The organism is Sphingobium sp. L-44 (genome assembly GCF_056859495.1).
Genome location: NZ_JBSXOQ010000096.1, coordinates 1 through 12,534 on the forward strand (window position 1 = coordinate 1; position 12,534 = coordinate 12,534).

Sequence of the window (12,534 nt, forward strand, 5' to 3'; positions counted from 1 at the left end):
CGCTCGCCTTCGCGAACGTCAGCGCGCCCCCGCTGGTGGTGCTGTCGTTGGTCGCCACCGTGCCGCTGACCGGCGTGTCCTCCGCCGTGGTCGCGCTGTCGTCAGCCGCCGCCAGGTCCGTCACCGGCGTCACGGTGATGACGAGGTCGGCTGTGTCGGTTCCGCCTTCGCCGTCGCTGACCGTGTAGGTCACCGTCGGCACAGTGCCGTTCCAGTTGGGCGCGGGCGTGAAAGAATAGCTGCCATCGCTGCCGATGGTGATCTTGCCGACCCCCGCGATGATCGCCTTATCGCCGGCATTGTATGTCGTGCCATTGATTGTGAACTTGGTCACGGACAGCGGATCGCCGTCCGGGTCGCTGTCGTTGGTCAGCACCTTGCCGGTGATCGGACCGCCGTCCTCGCTGCCGATGGCCCGATCATCCTCAGCAACAGGCGGATGGTTCTGATCGCCGGGCTTGCCGCGGCCGCCGCCCGAACCGCCAGCAAGGGCGGCGATCGCCGCGCCGCCACCCAACGCCCCCAGCAGCCAGGGCCACCAGATGAAGCCCGCGCCATCGTTCCATTCGATTTCGGTAAAGTGGAATTCCGACCACTGCTCAGGATATTGCCCCCACCAGGCAACCCCCTGATCATCGATCAGGACCAATTCGTTACGGCCTTCCTCGGCGGCTGCGTCAGCCGCGCCATTGCCGACATCAGCATGTCCTTGGTCCGTATCGCCTTCGGGATATTTGACAAAGAAACCCGGAATGGCGATTTCCTGGCCATCCTTGAGCACTAGAACAAGATCTTCGCCACGTCGCTCAAACCGGGCGACCTTTTCCGGGGCCAGCTTGAGCATAATAACCGAGGGGTGATCGAGCACGATACCCTTAACGTCTTCGGCAAGGCGACGATCACCGGACTTCTTGTTAAGGATTTCGATCTTCATGGGTACTCTCAATAGCTTAAAGGCTGCACAGATAGCGGGACGGTCCAATATTCTGTACGGAAATAAAATTTGACTGCAAGCTGTGCGAGACGAAACAAAGAAGGCCTAGGTGTTTGATCCCACGGTTTGATGGTGCGATCCTTTTGAACCACCCCGGCTTTCCCGGAGGCATTTTGAATTGAGTCATGCAACCATATCGAGGGTCTCTCTGGCTGCATAGTAGTTTGCCTCGGCCTCGGCGGGCGGGATGTAGCCGATGGGGCCGAAAAGGCGTTGATTGTTGTACCAGTCGACCCAACGCAGGGTAGCCATTTCCACGGCCGATGCGCTGGGCCATGACCGCTGCCGCCAGATGACCTCAGTTTTGTAGAGGCCATTGATCGTCTCGGCCAAAGCATTGTCGTAGCTGTCGCCGACGCTGCCGACCGATGGCACGAGGTTGGCTTCGGCCAGGCGCTGGGTGTAGTTCATGGCGAGATATTGAACACCCCTGTCGCTATGGTGGATCAGGCCATCTTCCGGCCCTGGCCTGCGGGCATGTATCGCCTGTTCCAAGGCGTCCAGCACGAAGCCGGCGGTAGCCGACGTGCTGACCTTCCAGCCCACGATCCGGCGGGCATAGGCGTCGATCACGAAAGCTACATAAACGAAGCCGGCCCAGGTGTGGACGTATGTAAAATCGACCACCCACAATGCGTTGGGACGTTCAACGCGGAACTCGCGATTGACTTTATCCAATGGGCACGGGGCTTTCGGATTGCTGACCGTGGTGATCGTCGTCTTGCCACGCCGAACGCCCGCCAGCCCCATGGCCGCCATCAGGCGCTCCACGGTGCACCGGGCGACAGCCACGCCATCGCGCAGCAACTGGTGCCAGACTTTGCGCGCTCCATAGAGCCCGGAACTGGCCTCGTGGACGCGCTTGATCTGCGCCTTGATCTCGTCATCACGACGGGCACGCGCGGGGCGCCTGCCAGGATCGGCCAGGCGACGTGCATGTTCATGGTAGGAGGACGGGGCGATCGCCAACTCATGGCAGATCGGCTCGATACCCAGATCCTCACGATGGGCGTCGATGAACGACATCATCATTTCTCGCGGCGGTCGAGCTCCGCCATCGCAAAATACGCTGATGCCTTGCGCAGGATCTCGTTGGCGCGCCGCAGTTCCTTGACCTCGCGCTCCAGCAATTTGAGCCGGGCCTGATCATCGGCGGCCAGCGCCGCTGGTGCCGTTCGTCGGCTTGCCTCCTCACGGCACCAGCGGCGCAGCGTCTCGGCCGTGCAGCCAATCTTGCTGGCGATCGAGGTCATCGCCTCCCACTCCGAGCCGTAATCGGCGCGATGCTCGCCAACCATGCGCACCGCGCGTTCGCGGACTTCAGGAGAAAACTTGTTCCGGGTCTTGCTCATAAAGAAAGCTCCTTCCCACAAATTGGAGCCTCCGGGAAAGCCGGGGCGGTTCATTTCGTTGGAATGGAAGGAAGCCGTATGGGACAGGTACGTCACGGGAGCGCCACGACCACGCACGCTGTCCGAGCAGCAATACAGCGATCGCAAGCTTCGCTCGCGACGCTGAGCCGTGAGCTGGGGATCAACCCCAAGACGATGGCGAAGTGGCGTAAGAGGGCGACGGTCGAGGATCTGAAGACCGGGCCGAAGGCCCCTCATTCAACGACCCTGACCGAGGCGGAGGAGGCAATGGTGGTGGCGTTCCGTCGCCACACGCGGGACTGTCAGGATTTCCGTGTGCGGCCGGGCGGTTGATCATCAGGCCCGCCATGGCTCTGATGAAACGTTCGCCGAAGATCACGGCAAATTGCGCCTTCGCCATGGTCCACTCACGTGGTGGCATCTTCCACTCTTTCTCCGACCGATTCAAGATCAGGTAGAGCAGCTTGGTGGCGGCCTCGTCGCTGGGGAAGTGTCCCCTGGCCCTGACAGCCCGCCTGAGCTTCGAGTTCAAAGCTTCGATGGCGTTCGTAGTGTAGATGATCCGGCGGACCTCGTCGGGGAACGCAAAAAACGGGATCACCTCGCCCCAGGCGCGCTGCCAGCTCTGGCCGATGGCGGGATAGCGCTGCCCCCAAGGGCCAGCCTCAAATGCTGTCAGCGCCTTTTCGGCGGCATCTGCGTCGGTGGCACGGTAAATCTCCTTGAGCGCGCTGGCGAGGTTCTTTCGGTCCTTCCAGGAGACGAAGTCCATCGAGTTGCGCAGCAGGTGAACGATGCAGGTCTGGACGATCGCATCGGGAAAGCCCTTCAGGCCGTCAACGACGGCCAGCAGGATGTCTTCAACGCCACGGTTGCGAAGCTCGTTCATCACCCGAAGCCAGAACTTGGCACCCTCATTCTGCTCGAGCCACAAGCCGAGCACCTCCTTTGCGCCGTCGGCGCGGACGCCCAGCGCAATGTGGATCGCCTTGTTGCGCACCATGCCCTCGTCGCGGATCTTGACCCGGATCGCGTCGAAGAAGACCAGCGGGTAAACCGGATCGAGCGGCCGCTGCTGCCAAGTGGCGACCTCATCGAGCACGGCGTCGGTCACCGTGCTAATCAAATCGGGTGAGACGTCGATGCCGTATAGATCGTGCAGGTGCCTGGTGATCTCGCGGGTGCTCATGCCGCGCGCGTACATCGACACGATCTTGTCGTCGAAGCCGGGAAAGCGGCGTTGATACTTGGCGATCAACTGCGGGTCGAAGCTCGACTGGCGATCGCGCGGCACGTCGATCGCCAACTTGCCGGTGTCGGTCATTACCGTCTTCCGACCGTAGCCGTTGCGCATGTTGCCGGCGCCGTCTTCGCCAGCGAGGTGGTGATCCATCTCCGCATTCAGGGCACGCTCTGTCAGCGCCTTCTTCAGCGAATCGAGCAGACCGCCCTGCTCGAAGGCGGCACTGGCAGCGCCGCCCGCCAAAAGCTGATCGAGAAGCTCATTCGGTATGGCAGGTTCTTTGCGTCGTGACATAGTGGGACTCCTTGTTGCCCATTATGCCCGGCCACACACGGAAATCCTGACAGTCCCTATTGGAGCGAAGCACCAAAGCCGAAACGCGCGTCACTTCGGAACTTTCAGTCGAAGATCGGGACCGCGCTTCGGCGAGGACGGTTAGGCAGTAATAAGATTGACGGCGGTCGGCGTAGCGACGGGGAGCCCTTTCGTCTTCGCCTCTTCCATCAGTTGCTCTTTGCGTGCCAGCATTTGATCGCGCAAAGCGACCAGATCCACGTCAGTATCGCGGCACTGGGCAAACATGCCCTCGCCCCTCATTTCCTCTTCATGGACATGATGCTTGATCTCTTCGGAAAGCACTTTCACCTTTGCATCGTAGAATGCGTCATCGGGAGATCCGGCTTCGATGTCGTTGACCAGCACCTTGGCACCGTCATGCTCCACATACGCTTCGTCGAGCGTATCGTCCTCGATTTTGCCGCGGAACGCAGGATAGAAAATCTCTTCCTCGATCAGCGTATGAATCTTTAGCTCGATGCAGATCTGCTGCGCGATCGCCGATTTCTTCGAGGACGCGCTGGCACTCTCATATTGTTCGAACAGCTCCTCGACCGTCCGGTGATCAGCCTTGAGCAATGCGATCGCATCGGCGTACTTCTCGGTCGGCATAGCGGTCTCCTGTGGTGCAGTCCTGTTAGCCGAAAATCCCGCTCGAGCCCCACAGTTCCCCGCGAACGACTCGCAAAAGAAAACCGGCCCTCTGGTCTAATTAGGCCGTGAACTCATAAACTGAATGGCCTTACGGCTAGGTCGAGCTTTGCTTCCAAGCACGCGATTTACCGCGTCGGCCCAATCGGCCCGCTGAGCGGGATCGATTTCCAAGCTACCGAGCAATGCGGCAAGATCTTCGGAAGTTCGGTCGCCCCGTTCCCAATATGCTTCTAGAAATTCCTGCATCGCGGCAAAGCCGGTCGCGAGGTTGAGAAGTTTCGTACTGGCATGCTCGCTCATGGCTTGTATGTTGCACCTCTGGACGGCGGCCGCAACGTGTCGAACCGAGTAGCCTCTTTCATATCGCGCAGAGTTCTGATTCATGCGTTGGCATGAGCCGATATGATCTGACCGACTTCGAATGGCGCGTGATCGAGCCACTACTGCCCAACAAGCCCAGGGGCGTCCCGCGTGTCGATGATCGTCGTGTGCTGAACGGCATCTTCTGGGTGCTGCGCTCCGGTGCGCCGTGGCGCGACCTGCCCGACCGCTATGGTCCGCGCACCACTTGTTACAACCGCTTCGTGCGATGGCGGAAGGCCGGGGTATGGGATCGGATGATGGATGCCATCACCGCCGCGCACGACGGCGACATACAGATGATCGACAGCACTTCCGTTCGTGCCCACCAGCAAGCCGCGACGGTAAAAAGGGGGATCGAGATCATTGTCTCGGCCGTTCCCGAGGCGGGCTTACGACCAAAATCCATGCGGTCGTTGACGCGCAAGGGCTCCCGATCCGGCTCGGCCTGACGGCGGGACAGGCGCATGACGGACAGGTCGCGGACACGCTGCTTGACCATCTCGGGCCGCGTACAATCGTGCTGGCTGACAAGGCCTACGACGCCGACCGCATCCGTGCACTGATCGAAGAGCAAGGGGCCACGCCGAACATCCCGGCCAAATCCAATCGAAAGTGGAAACCCTGCTTCAGCAAGCGGCTCTACCGCGAGCGCAACCTGATAGAGCGCTTCTTCTCCAAACTGAAGCACTTCCGCCGTGTCGCCACGCGATACGACAAACTCGCCACCAACTTCCTTGCCATGGTACAACTCGCTTCAATGCGGCTGTGGCTTCGCGTTTATGAGTCTACGGCCTAATTCAGGTCAGTCAACATCTCGATCCGGAGATGATATGGAGAGGGGTTCGACGCGACATCTTTGAGCGCGCCGATTACCACCATAGTTTGAATGTGCGCCCCGGGCAGCATGTTCTCTATCACCGAAGGATGTTACGCTTACCATGGATCGCTTCTTTACCGCTGTAGCCACGCGTTCCGCTACCATCATGGGACAGCCCCTTGCTTTTTATTCTTTCAACTATTGCGGTGATCATATGGGCGATCAGCGGGCCCTTCCTGAATTATTCCGATACCTGGCAGTTAATCGTGAACACGGCCACGACCGTGCTTACCTTTCTTGCCGTCTTCCTGATCCAGAACAGCCAGAACCGGGATGGCGCAGCGATGCAGGCCAAGCTCGACGAGATATTGCGCGCGCTGGACAAGGCGCGGGTCGAATTCGTGGGCATCGAGCATCTCACGGACGGGCAAATCAGCGCCATCCGCGAGGCGCTCGAAAAGGATATTCGCGATGAAAGGAAATCGGACAAGAACCGCACCGTGACCCGGTCTGTCGAAACGCTTCTCAGGCGCTATTGATCGCAAGAGCATCATGCTCCAGCAGGACGCCCCACGTTTGGTGAGTCGGCCAGGCAAGATTTTCGCCGGTCAGCGATGACAGCGCGGCCGAGATCAGTCCCGGAGCAACTTGTCGATCGTGACCGGCAAGTCGCGCACGCGGACGCCGGTGGCATGATAAAAGGCATTGGCGACCGCAGCAGCGGTGCCGACGATGCCGATCTCGCCTAGCCCCTTCACTCCAAGTGGCGTCACTTCGGGATCGGGCTCGGGGACGAAGATCACTTCGATGTCGTGAATGTCGGCATGGGCCGGTACGTGATATTCGGCGTAATTGTGGTTCATGAAGCGCCCGAGCCGGTGATCGGTGAATGTCTCCTCATGCAGCGCGGCACCGATCCCCATCACGACGCCGCCGAGGATCTGACTGCGCGCGGTCTTGGGGTTGATGATCCTGCCGGCCGCGACGGCGCTGACGATACGCGTGACGCGCACAACCTTCAGCTCCTCATCTACCCGCACCTCGCAAAACACCGCGCTATGGGTGTTGCGGGACTTACGCATCAGGCTGATCATATCAAGTGGCCCGGGCGCGGCGGTTTCCTCAGCCTCAATTGTGTCGAGACTTGCCGCCGCCATAGCCTCGGCGAAGGTCACTGTTCGCCCTTGCCCGTCGGCACGGCGGATATGGCCGTTCTCGAAAATCAGTTCGTCCGCCTTCGCTCCATCCAGTGGCGCGCCTTCGATTTTGGCGGCGGCCTTGACCAACTTCTTGGCGACTGCCTGGCAGGCAAGCTGCACCGCCGCGCCGACCGAGGCCGCGCCCCAAGATCCGCCCTCGACCGGCGACTGTGGAAGACTGGAATCTCCCAAGACAGCTGTAATTGAAGTTGCTGGCAAACCGAGCGTGTCGGCGGCGACCTGCGTCATCACTGTATAGGTGCCTGTACCGATATCCGACATGGCACTTGCGACTTCCAACCTGCCGTCAGCGCTTAAAGTCGCGCGGGCAGCGCATTTCGAAAACATGGCGTCCCACATGCCGGTCGCCATACCCCAGCCTGTCCGCCGTCAGCACCAATGGCACAGATTTGAGGTTGTGATTTAAGGAGGATCTGGGCTTCGTCGTAGTGACGAAGGAACGAAGATGAAGCCCAGATCCTCCAATGTAAAATCGCCCGCCAAGGCCCCAGCAGAGCGGGTAGTGAAGGACATCCGCCGACAGACCCGGCGCCACTTTTCGGCCGAGGACAAGATCCGCATCGTGCTGGATGGCCTGCGCGGGGAAGACAGCATCGCCGAGCTATGCCGCAAGGAAGGCATTGCCCAGAGCCTGTATTACACCTGGTCGAAGGAGTTCATGGAAGCTGGCAAGCGCCGCCTGGCCGGCGACACCGCCCGTGCCGCGACCACCGGAGAGGTCCAGGACCTGCGCCGCGAAGCCCGGGCCCTGAAGGAATGCGTGGCCGATCTGACACTGGAAAACCGTCTGCTCAAAAAAAGCATGGTCGCGGATGGGGGCAACGACGAATGAGATATCCCGCATCCGAGAAGCTCGAGATCATCAGAACCGTCGAGCAGTCGCACCTGTCGGCCAAGCGCACGCTGGACCAACTCGGCATCCCTCGTCGGACATTCTACCGCTGGTATGATCGCTACCTCGAAGGCGGGCCGGAGGCGTTGGAAGATCGGCCATCGGCGCCGAGCCGGGTGTGGAACCGCATCCCGGCGGGCATCCACGACCAGATCATCGAGCTGGCGCTGGAACAGTCTGAGCTGAGCCCCCGGGAACTGGCCGTGCGCTTCACCGATGGGCAGCGCTACTTCGTGTCGGAATCCACGGTTTACCGCCTGTTGAAGGCCCACGACCTGATCACCAGCCCGGCCTATGTCGCGATCAAGGCTGCCGATCAGTTCCACACGAAAACCATGCGGCCGAACGAGATGTGGCAGACCGACTTCACCTACTTCAAGATCATCGGGTGGGGCTGGATGTATCTGTCGACCGTGCTCGACAACTTCTCGCGCTACATCATCGCCTGGAAGCTGTGCACCAACATGCGAGCCGAGGACGTCACCGACACGCTGGACCTCGCCCTGGCGGCTTCTGGTTGCGACAGCGCCACGGTGCTGCACAAACCCCGGCTACTCAGCGATAATGGCCCCAGCTACATCGCGGGTGAGCTGGCGGAATACATCGAGGCCCGGAAGATGAGCCATGTCCGCGGCGCCCCGTGTCATCCCCAAACCCAGGGCAAGATCGAGCGCTGGCACCAGACCCTGAAAAACCGCATCTTGCTGGAAAACTACTTCCTGCCCGGCGACCTCGAAGCCCACATCGAGGCCTTCGTCGAGCACTACAATCACCAGCGATACCACGAGAGCCTGGCCAACGTGACGCCTGCCGACGCCTACTTCGGCAGGGCTCTGGCAATCATCAAACTGCGCGAAAGGATCAAGCGACAGACCATCGAACATCGGCGCTTGCAGCACCGCAAGTTCGCCGCCTAACATCAACCCCCTGACGAGGTCCGCACTCCGCTAATCTACGCCGCGAGTTGTGCCGAATGTTCTGACGACGGACAGGTCGGCGTGTTCGGTCGGTGTTCTGCATGGATGAGTGAGACCAGAGGGACCCGTGACTTTGAAGCATCATTTGGTGCTGCACCCGGCGCGATCTTTGAGAATCTGATCGGCCACAAGGCATGTGCCATCCGACGCAGCGGCCTTGAGGCCTAGCAACGTAGTCACCAATGGATAGACATCGACGTTCCTGAACGGCTCCAGCGCCACACCTTGCCTGATATGGGGTCCCGCAGCGATGAAGGTTGCACGCATCTCGACATTGTTGCCCACGAAATCGCCATGTAGGCCAACCAGGCCGGGGTGCTTATCGTGCGCCTTGAAACCAGGCTAAGCAGAGGCCAGAGAGACGAGATGGTTGATCAGGTCAGCCAGCCGAGCCTTGTCCGGCGAATAAATGATTGACCGTCCCTCCCTGACCGACGTGATCAGGCGCGCTGCCGACAGGATCGAAAGATGGCTCGACAGGAGGTTGGCGGGCGTGCCCAACGCCTCTGCCAACTCGCCGGCCGAAGCCCGACCTCTCTGCACAAGAAGCTCCAGACATCGATGCCTTGTCGGTTGAGACAAGGCGCTCAAAGCAGAAAGGGCGTCTGACATTTCCATGAAAATTGAATTAGTGGCCATCGTGTGAAATGGCAATCCCAATTGTAAACTGGAGTTAACCGAAAAAACTAAAAATAATATTTCAACAGATATTGAATTATATAGCCGATCGGCTATGTTGAGGCTCCCAAGAACAAAAACCGAGGTATCAACCAGCCGGCAGCCCCGGCTTTGTGGGAGTGCGACACCATGCGAATACCAGTAGGACTGGAACCAACAGGACAATTCAACGCGCTCAGGTGGGAGCCTCTGGACCCATTGTCACCAGACTGCAGCGGCGACGTGCACGTGATGATGACAAACCGTCAGCTCGGACGCCTGCTTCTTGTGGCTACGGAAGTCAGTGCGAGGTTTCAGAGGGAGGGCATTGAATATGACCCGATGGCATGGATGTACGCACCCCGACAGCTCTTTCGCGGTCGAAATGCCATGGAAGCTGCAACTGACATCGACAATTGCGAGCGTGCGATTCTGATGCACGCTCTGGGTCTTGGCCTCGACGCCGACCCTGTTTTGCTCGACGACCTTCGCTCCGGTGACGACGCCGGTTCGCGTGAAGGGATTGTCGACGCAGTTCTGGAAGCCGCCTGCCACTGATCTGGCTGGAGCGGCCGCCCCTCTGAGGGCAGATCTCCGAAAGGATAGACATGAGAAATGGACTGGACGCCAAATCGGCGTTTCCGGGCACGCCGGCTGCTGACCAGCGTGTCCTGCACCGCCTCTCGCTCGCCACGGGGCCGACGCCGGAAGGCGCCGACCCCGTGGCAGGCGTGGGCGTGGTCGTGGCCGTGAAGACCACCGGTCTGGACCACGCTTCCGATGTTGTGCTGGAGCTCTCCGCGCGCCGCTTCACCTATGATGAGGATCACGTCATCACACGACTGGATCGTCCTTACGTGTGGCATCAGGAGCCGGGACAACCAATTCGGGGCTTGGCTGTCTCTCCCACCCTCGTCGAGGGTACTTCGATTGACCGCGCCGAGGCTGCAAAGGTGATCGGATCTGCAAATATTCGGGTCGCACATAATGCGATGTTCGTCCGGCCGTTCGTCGATGAACTGCTCCCGGCGATAGAGGGAATGAGCTGGGCCTGCTCCATCGAGGACATTGGGTGGCAGGAACGCGGCTGCGAGAGTTCTAAGCTGGGGTGGATTCTGAGCCAGTGTGGCTACTTCACCGATCCGGAGGTGTCGCACGCGGAGGTGGATGCCGGGATACAGATACTTCGTTCCCGACTCGAAACGGGTCGGACCGCTTTGGCGATCCTCATGGAGAACGGCTCGAGAGATGGCTGGCTGGTCCGCGCATTTGGCGCTTCCTTTCACGTGAGGGGGCTTCTCAAGGAGCGCGGGTATGCGTGGAATCCGACGATGAAGGTTTGGTGGAAGGAAGTCCGAGACCGAGACGCCGAAGAAGCCTGGCTCGATGCCCATGTCTACGGCGACCACTACCGCTCCACAGGACAGGGCGCTGACTTCGAAGGGGTGACATGGAGCAGCCGCTATGCACGATGAGGAAGGTGGCGATGAAAGGTCGCGGCGGGAGGAGGCAGAGGACGCACCTGCCCTTGCCGCATATGATCGGTGGATCGGGCAGGCGCTATCAAGCGCAGAGTGGATAGCCGATTTCGCCGTTTTCGCGGCAGAGCGCGAAAATAGGGACATTGGAGGTCAGCTTGCGACAGCGTGGGTTCGTGTTGTTCGTCCAAACTGCGATTTTCTGGCTGCGCTTCATCGTCTCGATCGAGTGCGAGGAGAAGATGGCGACTGGTGTCTGCTGCTGAAGTCGCCCGTCATGGGCGATTCCTATGTCATGCATTGCTGGTCGAGGACGGTCACGAACGTCCTGGCGGACCTCCTGTCGGACGAGGCGGATTTCGTGTCCAACATGCTCGCCTATGGCGCCAGGAACGCTAACAGCGTCGTGCGACGGAAAGACTTGTAGGCAGGGCAACTTTTCTGGGTGCCTTCAGTCGCGGCACTTGCTTTTTACGTCACTCGACGCCAATCGCGATATCGTGAAGTCTGGCGGATAGGCGCCCCCTGGCCTCCGCGTCGTTGGTGATGGCCATGCGCATGCCGGGGAAGGCTCTGGCCAAACGTGCTTTCAACATGGTCTCAGCGTTCTCGAGCGAGATCGGGTCTCCCGGCCGCATGCGAATTATCCGTTCGCCTGCAGCTCGAGCCGTCAGATTGGGAAACAGGACGATCCCGGCTGGACGCTTGCCCAGCAAGGCGCTGATTTTCTGTCCGGACCGTGGGCGAAGAAGTTGGGTTTTTGTCGGAAGGCCTGCATCCGATGTAGCGTTCGCTAGCGCCTGCCAGGTCGGGTCAGTTCCCAGCGGAAGTTCAACAAGCCGGGCTGGCGTAATTCGGGGGCAGTCCGCTCGCGCTATGCCATCGAGGATCGTGCGTGCTGCAAGCGCAGGCGTCGGCTCGCCCAATGTGAGCGATAGGCCCAGAACGATGGGAGCCTCGCCAACGTCTAGGAGGATGGACATGATGGGAGCGATTACGCCATGTTCGGGATGCTCGATCGGGATGTCGATGGCGCAGAAACCCAGGATGATGTCGTGGACCCCGGGTGGACGCAGGCCATGGGAACGCCGATACTCGCCCGCATAATTCCTGATGTTCTTTCCTCCGGGCATTTCGACGCCGCGCACCGCGGCGAGTTCGAGGCACAGGGCGGCCAGCTGCTTGATCGGCGTCTGGGGGTGTGTGCGCTCGACCTCTTCGATGATCTTCTTCTGGTCGGGAGTCACGGGGATACGCGGCTTTCGCTCGCGTCCCGAGGCGCCGATCAGGTCCGGGCGCTTCGACTGACGCCAGACACGAAGCAGTCGCCAGAATGTAGGGACGGAAAGGCCGAGTTCGGCGATCGCCTCTGGACTGGCGATTTCTCCTGCCAGGTAGGCGTCAAGCACGCGGATGCGGCGCAGAACTTCGGCTCTGCGGTGGGGACCTACTGCGGACATGTCATAAGGGCTGCCACTGGACATGGACATTTTCCTTTCTCATCTGATGATTTTCTCAGGCAGTCAGCCG

General features: G+C 60.2%; 11 protein-coding genes, 5 pseudogenes and 1 other annotated feature. Of the genes and pseudogenes, 7 read left to right on the forward strand and 9 right to left on the reverse strand.

What is annotated here, in order from left to right; all coding sequences use genetic code 11:
- Nucleotides 1–982 (reverse strand): Ig-like domain-containing protein (locus AC13EK_RS13915; RefSeq protein WP_483022246.1); only part of this gene is annotated, 982 nt, incomplete at its 3' end.
- A gap of 135 nt (nt 983–1,117) precedes the next feature.
- Nucleotides 1,118–2,346 (reverse strand): IS3 family transposase gene (locus AC13EK_RS13920; protein ID WP_407673531.1). Its coding sequence is split into 2 segments (ribosomal slippage): nt 1,118–2,058 and nt 2,058–2,346, totalling 1,230 coding nucleotides; the frame shifts between segments, so codons are not numbered across the junction.
- Nucleotides 1,951–2,065 (reverse strand) — a sequence feature (AL1L pseudoknot). It overlaps the preceding gene by 115 nt.
- A 78-nt stretch (nt 2,347–2,424) precedes the next feature.
- On the opposite strand from AC13EK_RS13920, the pseudogene AC13EK_RS13925 reads away from it, so the two are divergent.
- Nucleotides 2,425–2,661: pseudogene (locus tag AC13EK_RS13925) on the forward strand (transposase); the annotation flags it as partial.
- Nucleotides 2,662–2,710: 49 nt separating this feature from the next.
- Here the strand turns inward: AC13EK_RS13925 and AC13EK_RS13930 are convergent.
- The 3 genes and pseudogenes from AC13EK_RS13930 to AC13EK_RS13940 form a co-directional block, all read right to left on the reverse strand.
- Nucleotides 2,711–3,904 (reverse strand): annotated as a pseudogene (locus AC13EK_RS13930) (IS256 family transposase); the annotation flags it as partial.
- 141 nt (nt 3,905–4,045) lie between these two features.
- Nucleotides 4,046–4,558, reverse strand: a complete 513-nt coding sequence (locus tag AC13EK_RS13935; protein WP_483022247.1) for a hemerythrin domain-containing protein — start codon at nt 4,556–4,558, stop codon at nt 4,046–4,048.
- A gap of 96 nt (nt 4,559–4,654) precedes the next feature.
- On the reverse strand, nt 4,655–4,900 hold the full coding sequence (locus AC13EK_RS13940) for a hypothetical protein (protein ID WP_483022248.1): 246 nt from the start codon (nt 4,898–4,900) through the stop codon (nt 4,655–4,657).
- Between the two features lie 92 nt (nt 4,901–4,992).
- Here AC13EK_RS13940 and AC13EK_RS13945 point away from each other — a divergent pair.
- A pseudogene (locus AC13EK_RS13945) lies at nt 4,993–5,759 on the forward strand (IS5 family transposase).
- A gap of 142 nt (nt 5,760–5,901) precedes the next feature.
- Nucleotides 5,902–6,319 (forward strand): annotated as a pseudogene (locus AC13EK_RS13950) (low affinity iron permease family protein).
- 93 nt (nt 6,320–6,412) lie between these two features.
- Here the strand turns inward: AC13EK_RS13950 and AC13EK_RS13955 are convergent.
- Nucleotides 6,413–7,354: pseudogene (locus AC13EK_RS13955) on the reverse strand (xanthine dehydrogenase family protein molybdopterin-binding subunit); the annotation flags it as partial.
- A 91-nt stretch (nt 7,355–7,445) separates the two neighbouring features.
- Between AC13EK_RS13955 and AC13EK_RS13960 the strand changes: the two are divergent.
- A protein-coding gene (locus AC13EK_RS13960) for an IS3 family transposase (protein ID WP_483022249.1) occupies nt 7,446–8,809 on the forward strand; the annotation gives its coding sequence in 2 pieces (ribosomal slippage) (nt 7,446–7,793 and nt 7,796–8,809; 1,362 coding nt in all).
- A 141-nt stretch (nt 8,810–8,950) separates the two neighbouring features.
- Here AC13EK_RS13960 and AC13EK_RS13965 read toward each other — a convergent pair.
- Both AC13EK_RS13965 and AC13EK_RS13970 read right to left on the reverse strand, forming a co-directional pair.
- Complete coding sequence (locus tag AC13EK_RS13965; RefSeq protein WP_138984436.1) at nt 8,951–9,154, reverse strand: hypothetical protein; 204 nt, start codon at nt 9,152–9,154, stop codon at nt 8,951–8,953.
- 57 nt (nt 9,155–9,211) lie between these two features.
- Nucleotides 9,212–9,487: an ArsR/SmtB family transcription factor gene (locus AC13EK_RS13970; RefSeq protein ID WP_010337089.1), complete on the reverse strand. Its 276-nt coding sequence runs from the start codon at nt 9,485–9,487 to the stop codon at nt 9,212–9,214.
- A gap of 429 nt (nt 9,488–9,916) precedes the next feature.
- Between AC13EK_RS13970 and AC13EK_RS13975 the strand changes: the two genes are divergently transcribed.
- From AC13EK_RS13975 to AC13EK_RS13985, 3 genes are read left to right on the forward strand one after another with little or no spacing between them, the layout of a single operon-like run.
- A complete protein-coding gene (locus AC13EK_RS13975; protein ID WP_483022250.1) occupies nt 9,917–10,084 on the forward strand; it encodes a hypothetical protein in 168 nt (55 codons plus the stop codon).
- Nucleotides 10,085–10,134: 50 nt separating this feature from the next.
- A complete protein-coding gene (locus AC13EK_RS13980; protein WP_483022251.1) occupies nt 10,135–11,001 on the forward strand; it encodes a DNA polymerase III subunit epsilon in 867 nt (288 codons plus the stop codon).
- Nucleotides 10,991–11,431, forward strand: a complete 441-nt coding sequence (locus AC13EK_RS13985) for a hypothetical protein (protein ID WP_010337092.1) — start codon at nt 10,991–10,993, stop codon at nt 11,429–11,431. Before AC13EK_RS13980 ends, AC13EK_RS13985 begins: the two co-directional genes overlap by 11 nt.
- 49 nt (nt 11,432–11,480) lie before the next feature.
- On the opposite strand, the gene AC13EK_RS13990 is transcribed toward AC13EK_RS13985, so the two are convergent.
- Nucleotides 11,481–12,488 carry a COG3415 family protein gene (locus AC13EK_RS13990; protein ID WP_010337093.1) on the reverse strand — a complete coding sequence of 336 codons (1,008 nt, stop codon included), beginning with the start codon at nt 12,486–12,488 and terminating at the stop codon, nt 11,481–11,483.
- Between the last annotated feature and the right edge of the window lie 46 nt (nt 12,489–12,534).

Coding starts and splice junctions, on each gene's coding strand:
- AC13EK_RS13935 (WP_483022247.1), bottom strand. CDS start 4,558: ATGCCGACCGAGAAGTACGCCGATGCGATCGCATTGCTCAAGGCTGAT.
- AC13EK_RS13940 (WP_483022248.1), bottom strand. CDS start 4,900: ATGAGCGAGCATGCCAGTACGAAACTTCTCAACCTCGCGACCGGCTTT.
- AC13EK_RS13970 (WP_010337089.1), bottom strand. CDS start 9,487: ATGGAAATGTCAGACGCCCTTTCTGCTTTGAGCGCCTTGTCTCAACCG.
- AC13EK_RS13975 (WP_483022250.1), top strand. CDS start 9,917: ATGGAAGCTGCAACTGACATCGACAATTGCGAGCGTGCGATTCTGATG.
- AC13EK_RS13980 (WP_483022251.1), top strand. CDS start 10,135: ATGAGAAATGGACTGGACGCCAAATCGGCGTTTCCGGGCACGCCGGCT.
- AC13EK_RS13985 (WP_010337092.1), top strand. CDS start 10,991: ATGCACGATGAGGAAGGTGGCGATGAAAGGTCGCGGCGGGAGGAGGCA.
- AC13EK_RS13990 (WP_010337093.1), bottom strand. CDS start 12,488: ATGTCCAGTGGCAGCCCTTATGACATGTCCGCAGTAGGTCCCCACCGC.